The organism is Paenibacillus sp. 01T422, from assembly GCF_056398785.1.
In genome coordinates this window covers 1-16,700 of record NZ_JBFTQB010000022.1, presented here as the reverse complement: position 1 = coordinate 16,700, position 16,700 = coordinate 1, and the positions used below count along the sequence as shown (strand labels likewise).

Genomic DNA, 16,700 nt, shown 5'->3' with positions numbered 1-16,700 from the left:
ATATATAGTAAGTTTATTCCAACTACTGGAAATTTAGATGGAGCTTGTACCGCTATTTCATTTCCTGCCACTGAGCCGCAAGGATTAGCAGTAGTTATTCCAGCTGTTCCATTCGAGGAAGCTCAATCGGTACCGCCCCCAGGAGCAGCTGGGGAGAAGATACAGCTTTATTTGTTAGGTGCATGCAGGTTCGCCTGATGCGCGCAGCTATAACTCGTTCGCTCGGCAGATGTATGCTATTCATTGCAACTGATTGCAGACTAAGGGGATGATGCTTGCGTTGTCCCGTTCATGCTGCATGGACTTCATTTGATATGAGTTTGAGAGGAGCAGGCTTATGTACATAGCGGGAATTGATATAGGCACGACATCCATATGTCTCATTGTGATAAGATCGGAGGATGGGCACGTCCAACGAATTGTTTCCACAAGGAATGATGCGGCGCTGCCTTCGAAGGAAGTATGGGAACGTACCCAAAATGCGGACAGAGTTGTCCAGCTGGTCCTATCGTTGATTGAAGAATGTCAGGATGACTGGGATGATGTGCGAGCCATTGGGATCTCTTGTCAAATGCACGGCTTGCTGTATGTGAGCAAGGAAGGGCAGGCAGTCAGCCCGCTCGTGACTTGGCAGGATGGCCGAGGCGAGCTGCTTTTGGAATCAGGCCGATCGTATGCCTCTGAGCTAAGTGAACTTACAGGCTATGATTTGCACACCGGATATGGTTTAGTTACCCATTTCTATCTAACGAAGCAGCGGAACCTTCCGGTCGGTGCAGTGAAACTGTGCACGATCGGCGATTATGTAGCCATGAAGCTTTGCGGTGAGAAGACACCTCGGATCGACAGCTCGAATGCAGCAAGCATTGGTCTATTCACACTACCGAACAGGGAGTTTGACCAGGAGAAGTTCATTGCAGCCGGGATGGATGCTGAATTCCTGCCTGAGCTTACCCAGCCTAACTCTTTCGCGGGAGAAACGGTAGATGGGAAAAAGGTGCTGTGGGCAATCGGCGATAATCAAGCCAGCTTCTTGGGTGCGGTTCCTTCTTTCAAAGGGAGCTTGCTTGTCAACATCGGAACAGGCTCGCAAGTATCGGTCTATTCGCCAGCTTATATCGAATGCTCATATCTCGAGACACGTCCTTTCATGGACGAGGGGTATTTGCTTGTGGGAGCTTCGCTCGGCGGAGGGAAATCGTATGAGCTGCTTGAGCAATTTTTTCGTGAGGTGTGCAGCGCATTCGGTTTGTTGGATGATAGAAGCCTCTATGAAACTATGAATCGGCTGGCAGAAGAAGCTCTCATGGATTCAGCGAATCCGCTTAAGGTAGGAACCCAGTTCTACGGAACAAGAGAGCATCCACATAAGGCGGGCAACATTGAAGGGATTGGGCCCAATAATTTTAATCCTCGGCAGCTGATTGCTGGCTTTCTTCATGGCATCCTGGATGAATTGGATGGGTTCACGAAATCCCTTCCGATTGAGCTGCTTGGTCAGTTAACAAGGCTTGCCGCCTCTGGAAACGGGATACGCAAGAACAGGGCTATGCAGCAGTTGGCCCGTACCAAATGGGGGCTGCCGCTTAAGTTCGCTAGAGTGAAAGAGGAAGCCGCGTTTGGCGCTGCTGTTCATGCCGCAGTTGGAAGCGGCATATATGCCGGTTATGCGGAAGCACTTCAAAGGATGCAAGGGAGCGATTCGGATGATAACTAAACTTTCACTAGTGACCGGAGCTGCTGCTTCCAGGAGTTATAGTGGTAAATTGAGTGGATTTTTGCATTTTGCCGCATTTGATTATGCTCTGCGGCATCAGAGAAGCCAGGCTACCCGCTAAACCAACGATTTTCACTGAGCCGCTTTCGATGGTGAAGTAGGGCAGGGAAATATCGCGCCCCTCCCCATAGTAATCAAATAATATATGTTTGAAATTCATTTTGGGCAGGTTGCCTGACAGGATATTTTGCTCAACCAAACGCATGAGATAAAGCGATTCTTGTGCTTTATTCGCGATATCCATCAGTTTAGAAGCTTAATTATCTGTTACGCCCATCTGAATCCTGCTTGCTATCTTCGGATCTCGGCAGAAACCACTTGGCCGGAAATTAAGGAATAGATGACACGGTCTCTTCGTTCCGTTGAAACAAATAACGGAAAAGGGGACAGCGAGTTGTCAGAAATGATCTGATCCAGCTGTGAAGTATCGAAGACCACTTCAAAATCGATGCTGCTAAGTCGCTGCTCGAGGATTGCCACGTTATCCTTATTCGCAATGCCATCGATATAAACAATTGCGACCCTGGAATTGGATAAGCTGCCGACCGTCAACATTTTTACGATAAGGTTAGGGACCGTGAACTGGCTGCGAAGCAGGTGCAGATTGATATCGAGATCCTCGACAAAGCCAACCTTGGGTCCCACCACGCTGAATTCATTGTCCGTATCATTGCTTTTGCGCAGCCCTGCTTTGCTGATTAATGGAATTAAGGCACACAACGCGTCATGCTCATCCTTTTGGATAATCGCATATCCCTGAAAGAGTTTAGCTTGGATTTCCGCTATTTGGTCAGTAATTTGGATGCCTTCAATGGTTATTCGCTGTTTTAAATCATTCAGGTGCTGAACTTCCGTTCCTACCGCGTTATTTTCAATCGCACGAAGCAGCTGCTCTTGCAGAAGATGTTCATCGATCAGAGTCTTATAATAATGGATGGTTAGTGGAGGCTGAGTGAATGCAATCGTGCTGCTGGTAAAGATCATCCATTCTTCCTTTTTGTTGGTATTTTTTGCTATTTGCTGATTTTTATGCATTTTTCTTCATAATCGGTTGGGTCTCGACCTTGTTTCGGTCAGACGCCGGGAATAGTCGGGAAACAGCGAACATCCGAATTTTGACTAGATTATTTAGTCAGATGTTACAATTGATAGCCCTAATTGCCTGTGCTATACTCTAGGCAACTTTTGGTAATTTCAAAGGGATCAAGGGATAAAGAGGAGGAAACATTCACATGTCAGCATGGATTGGTCAAGGGGATGTCGTTTTATTTCAAGGGGACAGTATTACGGATGCAGGGCGTGTTCGTGACAACGGCAATGATTTGGGTAGAGGTTATGYCCTGATGGCAGCAGCTCAATTCTCGGCAAAATATCCGGAAAAACAGGTGCAATTCCTCAATAGGGGAATTTCGGGCAATCGTGTTGTGGATTTGCAGCAGCGCTGGGATCAAGACTGCTTGAATTTGAAGCCTAATTTAGTGTCTATTTATATTGGGATTAACGATACGTGGAGGCGTTATGATCGTAATGATCCGACCTCGACGGAAAGTTATGAAGCGGGATATCGCGATTTGCTGACGCAAACAGCAGAAACAGGTGCGAAGCTTGTGCTCATTGAACCTTTTGTGCTGCCAGTACCTGAAGATCGCAAACAGTGGAGAGAAGACCTCGATCCCAAAATCACGGTGGTCCGTGAATTAGCCAGAGAGTTCGATGCACGTCTAGTATGTTTGGATGGTTTATTTGCTCAAGCTTCTACGAGAGCTGAAAGCGCATTCTGGGCACCGGACGGCGTGCACCCATCTCCTGCTGGACATGCTCTTATTGCCAAAGCTTGGCTGCAAGCTGTCGGTGCTATCGAGTAAGCGGTAGCTTAGTCATTCAGCCATAAGCCGTACTGCTGGCGATATTGCAGCGGAGTGAGACCGGATTTGGCTTTGAACATCCGGGTGAAATAGTTGGCATTGTCCACGCCAAGCTCATAAGAGATTTGAGAGATCGGCTTCACGCTTGTAGCGAGGAGCCTTTTTGCTTGCTCTATTTTTAAACTATGTACAAAATGGAGTGGAGCTTGACCGGTTTGTTTGATAAACAATTTGCGCAAGTGCGAATCGCTAAGCTGAACAAGCTCTGCCAGATCCCTAATTTCAGGCATATGACTTGGATGAGAGAGCAGATAATGAATGATCGTATGAATTCGGTTATCCATGTGGGTGTAGGGAGAAATCGGCTGATCCGCCATCTCGCGATTCATCAATTCGTAGAGAATACGCAAGAGAGACGATTGCATGAGCAGGGAAATCACCGGGGATGTGTCTCCGATATGGGTTAGCATATCACGAATCGGGGATTGCACATTGTGTTGTGCCTGATCGAATACGACGGGTAAATTGAGCACATGCCCCCAGCTTCGATTGCTCAGAAGTGAGATCTCCGCGTCAAAATTAATGCTCGTTAGTGCAAGCTCACTAGAAATCGCGTGGTAGCTGATATCGGTGTGAGCGGGCAAAATGCAGATTTGGTTTTCTTTGCAGGTGTACCGAATATGGTCGACTTCAAGCAGGAAACTGCCTTGCTGCACAATCCACATAACGGAATGATGCAGCGTGCGGTGGCTGGCTTGCCATTTGTAATCCAGGTCATACTGTTTAATATGCAAGAACCGAATGTCCAGAGAGTCGATAATTAATTGATAAGAGTTCAATGTACCAGCCACCTCGCTTTGAGTTTCGCTTGTTTTTTAGCCTATTGTAGCATGAGTGTTTCGTTGGAAAAAGAACTTCCTATCAGCCGTTTATTTCTGCGGTATAAGGCCTCGAATGGCTTCATTCCGATTCAGTTTGTCTTCCCCGTGTACCAGATAGGTGCGGATACGCGTGGTATCGCCGACCCATTCCTCCATAAGAAACTTCACTTCAGGTGTTGTATAGCGCACAGAGAAAGCTACGCGAGGTATGTTTGAGCTATTCTTTTCAGAGCCATGGAACGTTGCTTCATTAAAAAAGGCTATTTGACCTGGGGACATTTCAAGATCAACAGCTTTCGACTCATCGATTGCTTCCGCTGGCAAGCCTTCCGAGAAGGCGCTTTGATCCGTCCCTGTAGAGACATGCTCGACTTGAGTTTTGTGTGTTCCCGGAATGACCCGCAGACAGCCATTCTCACGGATAGACCAACCTAGGCTTACCCATGCGGTTGCATTAATTGCAGGTTCCATTGGCCAATAATTGATGTCCTGGTGCCATGGAATAAATTTATCATTATTAGGTTCCTTGTACCAGAAATGCATCGCCCACAGAACCAGGTCCTCACCAAGAATTTGCTTCATTGCTGTAATAATGCTAGGATGAGTCGCTAATTCATAAGCCCAATGATGGTTTTGATGCCATGCAGATAGATTCATTTTGGTTGGACCAGGTTCGTACTTGGACTGACCGACAACATCAAAAAAACGGTTATAGTACATATCGGCTTCTTCCAGCGATAATCCTTGCAGGGGACCACTGTACCCTTCGTTGCGAAATTGCTCGATAGAAAAAGAGCTTCCTTTGGTAATCATTCGCATAACCTCCAGTAGGATTAGTTTGGAATTACTTATAACCTTATTGTAAGGCGGCGACAAAAGAAACATAAGTGATGAAAACAATTATGAATAGCACAAAACGATTATTTGCAGTGCTCTGGCGAATGTCGCTAATCGCCAAAATGGGAGGAATACAGCCGTGTTCTCGCGAATAGTATATGTTGCAATTTCAAGCTTTTGATGAGGACGTTGTGATAGGCAAAGGGGTCAACGAATGGAACAATTACTAGATGCAAGCTTACTCCTACACATGCTGGATGATATTGAAGATTCGATTTACATCATGAGGGTAGATGGCGCCGATTTGAAGTATTACTACGTCAACCGGTCTGCGACACACTTTAGTGGGAGATCAATGGAAGACGTAGGGCTGACATTTTTTGATACGCATACAAGTCATATGGCCAAATATTTACATAAGAAATACATGCGAGTGGTCAAAGAGCGACGTACGGTTAAATATGRGGATGGTTTCGTACTGCCCAATGGTATGTTAAGCGGGGAAAGCATGCTGACTCCTATTTTTGATGAAAACGATAACCTGACATATATCTTCACTGTAACGCGTGACATTACGGAACGGAAAATTCATGAGAATTTGCTCTATGATTATGCGTATCATGACGAGCTTAGCAGGTTGTATAACCGGAGATATTTGTTGGAACATGTGATATATCCAGCTACCTTGTATTTACTTGACTTAGATGATTTCAAAAATATTAATGATATGTTCGGACATGATGTAGGGGATACCGTTCTCGTAGAGGTTGCGAATCGTCTTATTCAACAGTTTGATGCTAACTATACATTGGTACGTCTAGGCGGAGATGAGTTTATTGTTGTAGCCAATCAAGAATTGGAGCCAGCGGAGCAGACGGCTGATAGAATCATTCAGCTCTTTCAGAAACCGTTCAACGTGAACGATCGGCAAATGAAGTTAAGTGTGAGCATTGGGGTATCGCTGAGAGTCGAAGATGAAACCATTCAAACCCTACTCAAGCAAGCGGATATTGCCTTGTATAAGGCGAAAGGTGCTGGCAGAAAAAGTTTTCATATTTACGAAGCAGCCTACAAATACGATCATGTAGAGAATTTTATTCATGAGCTCGCGCTGTCACAGGCGATTGAAAAAGAGGAACTGTATGTACAGTATCAGTTGATCTATCATCCGGCGAAGCAAGTGGTGATCGGTGCGGAAGCTCTTTTGCGTTGGAATTGCGGCAGCAGGGGGATCGTCCAGCCCAATAGCTTTATACCGGTTGCCGAGGGAACAGGGTTAATTGTCGATATTGGGTACTGGGTCATTCGGCAGGCCTGCAAGGATTGGCATCTTCTAAAAATGGCGTATGGCTCCGAATTTAAAATATCGGTCAACATATCCAGAGTTCAGTTGAACGAAGAGGATTTCGTTATTCGAGTTTTGCAAATCGTGGGGGAAGAAGAGGTAGCTCCTCATTCCATAGAGCTTGAAATTACGGAAAGCACGACGGTGCATGCCATGCAGGATGTTCAGCAAACCCTGCATCAGCTGCGTGCACATGGTTTTACCATCGCATTGGATGACTTTGGAACGGGTTATTCCTCGCTGAGCATGTTAACCTTGCTGCCGATTGATAAACTGAAAATAGACAGATCCTTCATTGCGGACGGCAATGCTCCGTTAATTGCTGCGATGCTGGCTATGGCGAACGCGCTTCAGTTGCAAGTTATTGCCGAAGGCATTGAAACTTATGAGCAGTACATGATGCTGAAGGAAATGGCATGCTGGGGCATTCAAGGCTATTATATCAATAAGCCGACGGATCGCGATTTGCTTCCGAAACAAGTGGAGTTGGAAGCCAGATAGTGCTGCACAAAAAGTCTATTCAAGGTCGAGTATGACCATTGGATAGGCTTTTTAGTATGTGGTGGTGGGCGCCGAGTGATGGCAATGTGGGAGTGGGAGCGAATTCCTCCAAATAGTGGACTACAGTTCCCTTAAGTGAAGCCTTGGCGATGTTCTCGCTAGGGTTTTTGAGATTTGTTATTGGCAGATGAGGTGGCTGGTGGCTGTTTAGTTGCTAACGTGGTCGGATAGTGGAAGGTTGGTGAAGTAGATAACTCGAAGCTGACGGTGCCGCTTGCACCATAACTCTACCCATTACGTGAAGTTAACTTAGTTACTTCGAAGTAACTCATTTTCTAACACCTGGCAATCAGTTATACTCGTGGAGGTAGGGCATGTACTGATTACAAAGGAGGCTTATCAAGTGGGTACTAATGAGAAAATAGGCGGCGGAGGTTTTCACCACCTTGCATTAAGAGCGAATGACTTTGAAGCTACGGTGAAATTTTATACCGAGGGCTTAGGTTTTACAGTTAAGACAAGCTGGGGTGAAGGCGATAAAAGAATCATATTGCTGGACTCCGGAGACGGTAACTATATGGAGGTTTTTGCAGGAGGAACAGGCGAAGTGAGACCTGAAGGTTCCTATTTCCACGTTGCTTTCCGCAGCAATGATGTAGACAAAGCTGTTGCCGCAGCGGTTGCCGCTGGCGCGATTGTGACAGTGGAACCGAAGGATGTTGTCTTAGGCAGCAATCCGTCGACACCGGTTAGGATTGCATTCGTCAAAGGCTTGAATGGAGAAATCCTTGAGTTTTTCCAAAGCACGGGAGAAAACCCGTTGTAATATAGCAAGCTCTCCTTTTCAGAACAACTGAATTGGGGAGCTTTTTTTTGCAATGAGAGGGGGGTGTGATACAATTTTGACGAAAGACGAGTAGGTTGGAGGGAAACGATGAAAGCATTAATATTTGAACAGTTTGGCGGGCCGGAAGTGCTTCAGTATGCAGAGATCCCTGATCCTAACCTGACGTTTGGGCATATCATAGTGAGGACCAAAGCGATTGGACTCAATTTCGCTGATGTTTATCGTAGACGTGGAAACTATCATCTTGCTGGGAAGCCACCTTTTATACTAGGTTATGAGGGGGCTGGGGTCGTTGAACAAGTTTCACCTGATGTGGAGCATATCCAAGTTGGCGATCGTATCGCCTTCTGCGACGTTCCTTTTGCGAATAGTGAGTTGGTTGCCGTGCCTATTGACCGCGCAATTCCGGTGCCACCCGATACCACATTCGAACAAGCCGCTGGCATCCTTCTTCAAGGCATGACGGCGCATTATTTAATCAATGACAGCTATCCGGTTCAGGCAGGCGACGATATTGTTGTCCATGCTGCGGCAGGGGGCGTGGGACAACTATTGATCCAACTCGCCAAGAGTAAAGGAGCAAGGGTCATCGGTTTGACCTCATCGGCAGCCAAACAGGCCGCCGCACTGCAGGCTGGCGCAGATGTCGTATTCGGTTATGACACGGAGTGGGTGCAAGAAGTGATCCGCTTCACGGATGGGCAACAAGGCGCTAATGTCGTTTACGATTCTGTTGGCTCTACGTTAATGGAAAGCTTCGCGGCTGTGAGAACGAAAGGGACAGTCGTTTTCTATGGGATGGCAGGTGGAGATCCGCCGCATGTAGATCCAAGAATGCTCATGGATACTTCGAAGACGCTAACTGGTGGCGATTTGTGGAACCATGTGACCTCATTGGCCAATCGAATTGAGCGTGCACAGGCGCTGTTTCAAGCGCTGCGTGAGGGCATCATTCAGATGGGCAGCTTGACGAGCTTTGCTTTGAAGGATGGCGCTGAAGCACATCGATTGATTGAAAGCAGACAGAGCACCGGGAAGATTCTGCTCATCCCATAAATATGTGAATAGGGCCATCGATGGCCCTATTTGAGTTGGAAGCTGGCAGCACCTGTTGCGCCTTAATTTAGAGGAACTGTAGGACTTTATTCTGCTCATATGAGCGATTTCAGTGGGCAAGTGAGAACTACAGGGTCTTATTTCTCCATGCAAGCTGACATGAAAGCAGATATCGGCGAAATAGAGGATCGTAGTTCCCATCGATGGGCAAAAGCTTCGGTTTTATGAGAAATAGAGGACTGTAGTTCCACCGCCCAGTCAAATCTGGTAACTACCCCGACAGCTTACAAATAGTTCCCTCTGCGAACCTCAAGCCCTTGCTCAGAATACCTCGCAATTAACTCATCATCGGCCTCAGCATCTGTGATCAAAAGATCAATCTCCTTCAGCGAAGCAAATGAAATCAACGCAGTTTGATCAAATTTCGTGTGATCCGTAAGAAGAATCTTCTTCTTCGAAGCTTTGATCATTCGCTTCTTCAGCTCCGCCTCATCCCGGTGAAACACGGAGATGCCCCTTTCCAAATCAATGCCCGTGCATCCAAGGAAAGCAATATCCACATTAAGCTCATCCACCATCTGAATGGCGCTTGGCCCGATGATCGTATAAGTGCCTTTGCGGCGGTATCCGCCTAACATGCACAGCTCGATATGAGGGCTTTCGGCTAAGGTGGCGGCAATCTTCGTATCATTCGTAATCACGGTTAGCGCACGGTGTTGGATGAGCTTCGCAAGCTCCAGCGTCGTAGAGCCCCCATCAAGCAGGATGATTTGTCCGTCCTCAATCCATTGATATGCCTCTGCGGCGATCTGTTCTTTCTCAGCTTGCTGGCGAACTCTTCGTTTATGAATCGGCAGCATCGAATTCGAGCTTTCGACGAGGACCGCTCCTCCATGTACTCTTTTCAAAATACTGGAAGCCTCTAATTTCTCTAAATCCTCGCGAATCGTTTTTTCCGTCACCTGATAGGCTTTACTCAGTTCAGATACCTTTATTGAACCTGCCTGATTCAGCAGCTCGATGATTTTGGAATGTCTAACCTCGGATAACATCGTTCTCCCGCCTTCTATCATTTTTCCAAAAAAAAAGTAACGTGCATTTGTGTTTGTTCTTGTTTGTTTGATTGGTTATTAGAGTATAACAAAATTGACAGCAATAATATACCCAAGCCCATACAAAGAAAGTCCATAGGCAATCGTCTCAGAATCAGGTATCGTGTTGAGATTGACAGAGATTGACACATCGCAGACGGAAACGAGGAACTAATGATGATGCATCTATGGAAAAAGCTTACGGACATTAAGCTGCCCTTCTGGGTCATGTTTATGAATACGTTCAGCATGGCGGTTGGCTTTTATATGATGATTCCGCTGCTTGCTTCCTACTTACTGCACGATTTGCTGCTGAGTGTGACGATCGTTGGCGTCATTTCAGCCATTCGCAGCCTTAGCCAGCAGGGGCTTTCTGCCTTTTGCGGCACCTTGGCCGATCGACTTGGTTATAAGCGGACGATTCTGATCGGACTGTTTATTCGGACGTTTGGTTTTGGGATGTTCGGCTTCGTTGATCATGTGCCTGGCTTGATTATTGCCTGCTTTTTCTCTGGTTTGGGTGCAGCGCTGTTTCAACCCGCTAGCTACGCGTATTATGCAGCACTTTCGACTCCTCAGAATCGGATCACTGTGTATGCAATTCGTGAAATGCTGAGCAATATGGGTTTCGTCGTAGGACCCGTGCTGGGTGCGCTTTTAATGGGGTTTCATTTTAAATATGTGAGTTTGACGGCGACGCTGATTTTTGTCTTTTCCTTTTTCTTAAGTCTTCTTTTATTGCCGCACATTAAAAATGAACAGAAACCGCAGGACGCCAGAATGCTGCCGCAAATGAAAAAAGTCCTTCAAAACCGCGCATTCCGCCGCTTTATGGTGCTCACCATGTTAGCGTGGTCGCTCGTCGGACAACTCTATATTGCCGTTCCGTTCCGCGTGAATCAGATTGCACCGGAGGCTAATATCGGCCTGATTTACTCCTGCGGTGCCGTCATCATGGTGCTGTTGCAAGTTCCGTTTGCCAAGCTCGGCCAATCCAAAATGCAGCCCTTCGGCGTGCTGTCACTCGCGACACTGTTTCTCGCTGTCGGGCTCTTCACCATCGGAATGACGGGGTCTATGATCGGGATTTATGCCGGTGTTATTGCGTTTATGATCGGACAGGTGTTCTTGCAGCCAATGATGAATACGATGGTGTCTGAATTTGCAGGGAGCGGAAGCATAGCCAGCTATTTCGGTTTCAATAGTTTTGCGTTATCTGTCGGAGCTATGCTTGGTAATGTGGGAGGCGGCTATTTGTACGATTTGGGTACGGTACTTGACTGGACCTGGCTTCCTTGGATTTGTTTCCTGCTCGTTGGTCTTATGAATATACTCTTTATGCTCAAAGAGCAAGGGCGCCGTACGGACTCGAAGACGGTGTCGTTGTGAGTTACGGAATGGACCTGGCGCAGCTTTCAAATTACGCAGGGTCTTTTCTATTTTGAACAAATAGTCCATGCACTTGCTCATCCTATACATTCAACCTAGGCAAAAACCATGGTATTCTGAGTTTATAAGACAACCAAGGGAGGCAAGAAATTGCTATGAGTATGAACAAGTTGAATATTGGTGTAATTGGAGCAGGTTCGATTTCCGAAATGCATTTCGAGTCCTACGCGAAACAGGCTAACGCTAATTTATATGCGGTGTGTGATCTTAACCGCCAAAGAGCTGAGGATAAAGCAGCAAAATATAACGTGGAGCACATCTACACGGACTATCGCGAATTGCTCGCTAATCCAGAAATAGATGCTGTTAGTATTTGTACATGGAATAATACACATGCTGAGATCAGTATTGCGGCCTTGCGCGCTGGCAAGCACGTTCTAGTAGAGAAGCCGCTTTGTAAAACCGTGGAGGAAGCACTCCTTATTCAAGACGCTGTCCGTGAAACGGGAAAAACGCTGCAAGTAGGCTTTGTCCGCAGATATGATGCCAATGCTCAGCTGGTCAAATCCTTCATCGACAACGATAATTTGGGTGAAATTTATTATGCGAAAGCGTCCTGTCTACGCCGTTTAGGCAACCCTGGTGGTTGGTTTGCGGATACAGAGCGTTCTGGCGGTGGACCTTTGATCGATATTGGTGTGCATGTTATCGACCTATGCTGGTATATGATGGGTAGACCGAAGCCGGTTTCCGTCAGCGGGAATACGTATAATAAGCTTGGGAACCGCGCGAATGTTCGTAATCTTTCCTTTTATAAAGCGGCTGATTATGATGTTGCTCACAATACAGTTGAAGATATGGCCAATGCCTTAATCCGCTTTGAAAATGGAGCATCACTGCTGGTTGATGTCAGCTTTACGCTGCATGCCAAAAAGGATGAGATCGCTGTTAAGCTTTATGGAGACAAGGGTGGGGTGGAAATTGAGCCTGAGCTTGTTTTTGTAACGGAAATGCACGATACGATTCTGAATATGTCCCCACAAACCGATGCGAAATCGATTAATGTGCCGCAGGCTTTTCAAAATGAAATTAATCACTTCATCGAGAGCTGCCAAACGGGCAGTACGCCGATAAGCCCTGTTGAAGATGGCGTTAACATGATGAAAATGTTGTGCGGTATTTATGAATCGGCTGCAAAAGGCCAAGAAATCAAATTATAGTCCGGTAGAAACTAGCATGGAGGTACTCACATGAAATTGGGCGTTAGTACGTATAGTTTATTTCAAGCGTTGAAGTCCGGCGAAATGGACATCATGGCTGTCATCGATTGGATTGCAGATCAAGGCGGTGAGCACGTTGAAATCGTGCCGCTTGGCTATGATTTGCCCGGCAACTTCGAGCTGGCGGATCGCATTCGCGAAAAGGCGGAATCACGCGGCATCGAAATCTCCAATTACGCGATTGGCGCAAATTTTCTAACGGATTCCGAAGAGGCTCATCAGAAGGAAATTGAACGGGTAAAAGGTGAAGTTGATCTTGCGGCAAGACTTGGCGTCAAAAAAATGCGGCACGATGTCGCGCAAAGTGCGGACCGTTCAATTGCAAATTTCAATAAACAGTTAGAACGAATGGCTGAAGCCTGCCGTCAAATTGCTGACTATGCCCTGACTTACGGCATTACGACAAGCGTTGAAAACCATGGTTATTTTGTTCAGCATAGTGACCGGGTTCAAGCTTTAATCCAAGCCGTAGACCGTTCGAATTTCCGGACGACACTGGATGTGGGTAATTTCATGTGTGCTGACGAGAACTCCGTAGCTGCCGTGAAAAACAACATTTCCTATGCATCAATGGTCCATATCAAAGATTTTTATCTGCGTCCGTCACACCAAAATCCAGGTCAAGGCTGGTTCCAAACCTTGCAGGGCGATTACTTGCGCGGCGCCATTGTCGGACACGGCGATATCGATATGAGAGAAGTATTGCGCGTTATCAAAGACTCTGGTTATGACGGTTACATTTCCTTGGAGTTTGAAGGTATGGAAGAGTGCAAAACAGGGACGTTAATAGGGTTGCAAAACATTAAAAGATTATGGGAAGATATGGAATAGACAGTAATCCATAGCTATGTGAAAGGTGTTGACAATTCGAATGAATCCAATTGGTATCATGGTGGACAGTCTCCGACTTGGCGTGCGGGACGGTTTGAAGAAAGCGAAAGAGCTAGGCGCAGACGGGGTGCAGATTTACGCGGTCTCCGGTGAGATGGATCCGGCGAATTTGTCATCCGGAGCACGCAAGGAGCTCAAAGACTACATTGCCTCTCTTGGGCTTGAAATCTCAGCATTATGCGGGGATTTAGGCGGTCATGGTTTCCAGGATGCTTCTGTCAATGCGGAGAAAATCGAGAAATCGAAGCGTATTCTAGACCTTGCTGTTGAGCTTGGCACCAAAGTTGTTACAACGCATATCGGTGTCGTGCCTGATCAATCGAACGATCCGATCTATGAGACCATGCACCGGGCTTGTGAGGAATTAGGAATATATGCCAAAAGCTTAGACGCTTACTTTGCCATCGAAACGGGTCCAGAACCTGCTGGGCATTTGAAAAGCTTCCTGGATTCCCTCTCTACCAACGGAGTCTCGGTTAACTTCGACCCTGCGAATATGGTCATGGTTACAGGTGATGATCCTGTTCAAGGTATTATCACTTTGAAAGATTATATCGTCCATACACATGTAAAAGACGGTGTTCGTCTGCGTCAGGCTGATCCGCGCGAAGTGTACGGCTCTCTAGGATACAAGCCGATGAGTCATGAGCAAATCGCGGAGGCCGCGACGTCCGGGCCGTATTACCGCGAGCTTGCACTGGGTGAAGGGCATGTTGATTTTGCACGATACTTCCAAACGCTTCGTGATATTGGTTACACAGGCTACTTGACGATCGAACGCGAAGTTGGGGAGCAGCCTGAGAAGGATATCGCCAGCGCGATTGCATTTATACGTAAATATCAATCATAAAAGATGGGACTGAGGATATGATTTTATCCTTGGTCTTTTTTTTGGGTAAACGAAGGTTGCCCCTCGTCCCGATGGATAAACCTACCTACACAAACTTCTTGACGCTACCCCCCCGCGAGAGCTAAGCGTGTTTTTCGACGCTAAGTCGTGGGTGTGGAGCGGATCGCACACGTTAGCGGTGAAAAACAACGTTACAGCATTTGGAGCGGCACAGCCCCGTTGGACGAAATCCAACGAAAACAGTGATTTGGAGGCTCGATTAGCGATTTTATTGGATGAAATCCAATGAGATCAGTTAATCGTGGTGCTCTAGCGCCGGATATGGCATTTCCATTGGATTTCGTCCAATGAAATGAGYAAATCAGGAGTGTAATCACCGTGTTCGTTGGATTTCATCCAACGAACCAATACGATAGCGCCGTCGGCTGCCACAGCCCCCTCAAGCGGTGTTTTGACGGAGAACTCTGGACTTTTCCCCACTTTTTTAAGACAGAAGCCCAAGCGTTTATGCGTATATAGATGGTAAAGTGATTCTATAAACATGAAATCTTGTGGGCTTGTGTACATAAAAAGGAGCTGAATTTTCTTGACGATTTCAATCACTGCGCAAAAGGTTTGGCAGGAAATGATCCAAGATCACAGCGGGAATTGGGGAATGGACATCCAACATTGGGATTGGGTGCCGGGTGTTGGTTTGATTGCAATGCTTGAGTATTATGAAGCTACAGGTAAACCCGAAGTGCTGCCTTATCTGAAGGGGTGGGTCGAGCAGAATAAGGAGAAAGCCAAAGGAACGAAGGTGATTAATTCGATTGCCCCGTTTGCCATTTTCCCAGCCCTGCACCAGCTTCAGGATGACGTATGGTACAGGGATGAGGCGATCCGGATCGCTGAGTGGATGATCRAGGAAGCGCCTCGTACGCGAGAGATGGCATTTGAGCATACGGTGACGGAAAATGCGGTATTCTCAGAGCAGGTATGGGCAGATACCGTGTTTATGGCGGTATTGTTCCTTGCCCGGACAGCATCGCTTGTTGGGAGCACGCAATATGCCGAAGAGGCGCTGCAACAAGTGCTCATTCATCTCAACGTGCTGCAGGATGAGAGCAGCGGTGTGTTGTTTCATGGATGGAACTGCGACTCCGCGGACCATATGTCAGCTGCACGTTGGACACGAGCGAATGCGTGGATTGCAGCAGGTGTTCCACTGATCGTGAAGGAGATCGCACCACTCATAGCTATTCCAGACGAACTCATAATGAGGTACGAGCGCTTAATTGCAGGTCTTATTGCTTATCAACAAGAAGATGGTCTGTGGAGCACGGTTATGGATCATCATGAGTTTTACCGGGAGGTCTCCGGCAGCGCCGGGATTGCCTATGGCATTCGGAAAGCAATGKACATCGGTCTCATCAAGCGGAATGACCGATATCAGGCAGCTGCTGAGCGGGCAATGGACGCAGTACTCTCCTCCATTTCGGAGGATGGTGTTGTATCTGGCGTATCAGGAGGCACTCCGGTGATGAAAAGCATTGCAGCTTATCAAGAGATCCCACAGTATCCGACTTTATACGGGCAAGGACTCGTGCTCATGCTGCTAGCAGAAACTTGTCGCAAGCAAGAAGAAAAGTTAGCATGAGTAAGCAACCTTAGTGGAAGATTTGCAAGTATGGGAAACCGCCGCAGGAGGGAGCTATGTTACAGTAGAGACTGGGCATGGTGAGAACCGCATGTCAATTACTCTGCCGCTCGCATCAGCGCAAACCGGCGAATTGTACCGGGGTACGATTGCACAGCTTCCCCAATCCTTACTTCGCACACTGGAATAAACAAGTCAGAAGGTCTAAGAAGACTTTCTGGCTTGTTTTGTTTGATGTCATTAAATTAGCCTCGAGCACCGCTTACTGTTTCCTTGCGATATTGTTTCGGTGTGAGAGCGGTACCTTTTTTGAACACGCTAAAAAAATGCGAAATATCGCCAAAACCCGTAGCCGCTGCGACTTCGGTGACAGGGAGGTCCGATTCTGCGAGCAGTCGTTTCGCCTTATTCAATCGATAATCGGAGAGGAACTGCTTCATCGTGCTGCCTG

At 47.0% G+C, this 16,700-nt stretch carries 19 protein-coding genes; 13 read left to right on the top strand and 6 right to left on the bottom strand.

The genetic code is table 11. From position 1 onward, the window contains the following. A partial coding sequence (locus AC1DUA_RS02525; RefSeq protein ID WP_477498231.1) for a hypothetical protein occupies positions 1–198 on the top strand: 198 nt, incomplete at its 5' end. Between the two features lie 139 nt (positions 199–337). Then, positions 338–1,717 (top strand): sedoheptulokinase, encoded by a 1,380-nt coding sequence (locus tag AC1DUA_RS02520; protein WP_477498230.1) that lies wholly within the window; start codon positions 338–340, stop codon positions 1,715–1,717. Between the two features lie 7 nt (positions 1,718–1,724). On the opposite strand, the gene AC1DUA_RS02515 is transcribed toward AC1DUA_RS02520, so the two are convergent. Further along, the gene (locus tag AC1DUA_RS02515) at positions 1,725–2,021 is read right to left on the bottom strand and encodes a hypothetical protein (protein WP_477498229.1); all 297 of its coding nucleotides are present in this window, start codon (positions 2,019–2,021) and stop codon (positions 1,725–1,727) included. Between the two features lie 47 nt (positions 2,022–2,068). Next, positions 2,069–2,761, bottom strand: a complete 693-nt coding sequence (locus AC1DUA_RS02510) for a spore germination protein (RefSeq protein ID WP_477498228.1) — start codon at positions 2,759–2,761, stop codon at positions 2,069–2,071. Positions 2,762–3,009: 248 nt separating this feature from the next. Here AC1DUA_RS02510 and AC1DUA_RS02505 point away from each other — a divergent pair, with 248 nt between their 5' ends. After that, positions 3,010–3,642, top strand: coding sequence for an SGNH/GDSL hydrolase family protein (locus AC1DUA_RS02505; protein WP_477498227.1), 633 nt, complete (start codon positions 3,010–3,012; stop codon positions 3,640–3,642). An 8-nt stretch (positions 3,643–3,650) separates the two neighbouring features. Here AC1DUA_RS02505 and AC1DUA_RS02500 read toward each other — a convergent pair whose 3' ends face one another. Together AC1DUA_RS02500 and AC1DUA_RS02495 are read right to left on the bottom strand one after the other, a co-directional pair. Then, complete coding sequence (locus AC1DUA_RS02500) at positions 3,651–4,481, bottom strand: AraC family transcriptional regulator (RefSeq protein ID WP_477498226.1); 831 nt, start codon at positions 4,479–4,481, stop codon at positions 3,651–3,653. Between the two features lie 90 nt (positions 4,482–4,571). After that, the gene (locus AC1DUA_RS02495; RefSeq protein WP_477498225.1) at positions 4,572–5,336 is read right to left on the bottom strand and encodes a phytanoyl-CoA dioxygenase family protein; all 765 of its coding nucleotides are present in this window, start codon (positions 5,334–5,336) and stop codon (positions 4,572–4,574) included. A gap of 238 nt (positions 5,337–5,574) precedes the next feature. Here AC1DUA_RS02495 and AC1DUA_RS02490 point away from each other — a divergent pair, with 238 nt between their 5' ends. From AC1DUA_RS02490 to AC1DUA_RS02480, 3 genes are all read left to right on the top strand, one after another. Beyond that, on the top strand, positions 5,575–7,206 hold the full coding sequence (locus AC1DUA_RS02490; protein ID WP_477498224.1) for a putative bifunctional diguanylate cyclase/phosphodiesterase: 1,632 nt from the start codon (positions 5,575–5,577) through the stop codon (positions 7,204–7,206). A 403-nt stretch (positions 7,207–7,609) separates the two neighbouring features. Next, positions 7,610–8,032 carry a VOC family protein gene (locus AC1DUA_RS02485; RefSeq protein WP_477498223.1) on the top strand — a complete coding sequence of 141 codons (423 nt, stop codon included), beginning with the start codon at positions 7,610–7,612 and terminating at the stop codon, positions 8,030–8,032. A 108-nt stretch (positions 8,033–8,140) separates the two neighbouring features. Continuing rightward, positions 8,141–9,109, top strand: a complete 969-nt coding sequence (locus tag AC1DUA_RS02480; protein WP_477498222.1) for a quinone oxidoreductase family protein — start codon at positions 8,141–8,143, stop codon at positions 9,107–9,109. Between the two features lie 284 nt (positions 9,110–9,393). Here AC1DUA_RS02480 and AC1DUA_RS02475 read toward each other — a convergent pair whose 3' ends face one another. Beyond that, the gene (locus AC1DUA_RS02475; protein WP_477498221.1) at positions 9,394–10,161 is read right to left on the bottom strand and encodes a DeoR/GlpR family DNA-binding transcription regulator; all 768 of its coding nucleotides are present in this window, start codon (positions 10,159–10,161) and stop codon (positions 9,394–9,396) included. A gap of 213 nt (positions 10,162–10,374) precedes the next feature. On the opposite strand from AC1DUA_RS02475, the gene AC1DUA_RS02470 reads away from it, so the two are divergent. The 7 genes from AC1DUA_RS02470 (at position 10,375) to AC1DUA_RS02440 (ending at position 16,439) form a co-directional block, all read left to right on the top strand. Next, positions 10,375–11,589, top strand: coding sequence for an MDR family MFS transporter (locus AC1DUA_RS02470; protein ID WP_477498220.1), 1,215 nt, complete (start codon positions 10,375–10,377; stop codon positions 11,587–11,589). 161 nt (positions 11,590–11,750) lie between these two features. Beyond that, positions 11,751–12,809 carry a Gfo/Idh/MocA family protein gene (locus tag AC1DUA_RS02465; protein WP_477498232.1) on the top strand — a complete coding sequence of 353 codons (1,059 nt, stop codon included), beginning with the start codon at positions 11,751–11,753 and terminating at the stop codon, positions 12,807–12,809. 30 nt (positions 12,810–12,839) lie between these two features. Next, positions 12,840–13,700, top strand: coding sequence for a sugar phosphate isomerase/epimerase family protein (locus AC1DUA_RS02460; RefSeq protein WP_477498219.1), 861 nt, complete (start codon positions 12,840–12,842; stop codon positions 13,698–13,700). 40 nt (positions 13,701–13,740) lie between these two features. Further along, complete coding sequence (locus tag AC1DUA_RS02455) at positions 13,741–14,610, top strand: sugar phosphate isomerase/epimerase family protein (protein WP_477498218.1); 870 nt, start codon at positions 13,741–13,743, stop codon at positions 14,608–14,610. Positions 14,611–14,737: 127 nt separating this feature from the next. Further along, the gene (locus tag AC1DUA_RS02450) at positions 14,738–14,899 is read left to right on the top strand and encodes a hypothetical protein (protein ID WP_477498217.1); all 162 of its coding nucleotides are present in this window, start codon (positions 14,738–14,740) and stop codon (positions 14,897–14,899) included. Positions 14,900–15,196: 297 nt separating this feature from the next. Further along, complete coding sequence (locus tag AC1DUA_RS02445; RefSeq protein ID WP_477498216.1) at positions 15,197–16,249, top strand: glycoside hydrolase family 88/105 protein; 1,053 nt, start codon at positions 15,197–15,199, stop codon at positions 16,247–16,249. Between the two features lie 13 nt (positions 16,250–16,262). Continuing rightward, positions 16,263–16,439: a hypothetical protein gene (locus AC1DUA_RS02440; RefSeq protein ID WP_477498215.1), complete on the top strand. Its 177-nt coding sequence runs from the start codon at positions 16,263–16,265 to the stop codon at positions 16,437–16,439. Between the two features lie 55 nt (positions 16,440–16,494). On the opposite strand, the gene AC1DUA_RS02435 is transcribed toward AC1DUA_RS02440, so the two are convergent. Then, positions 16,495–16,700 (bottom strand): helix-turn-helix domain-containing protein (locus AC1DUA_RS02435; RefSeq protein ID WP_477498214.1); only part of this gene is annotated, 206 nt, incomplete at its 5' end.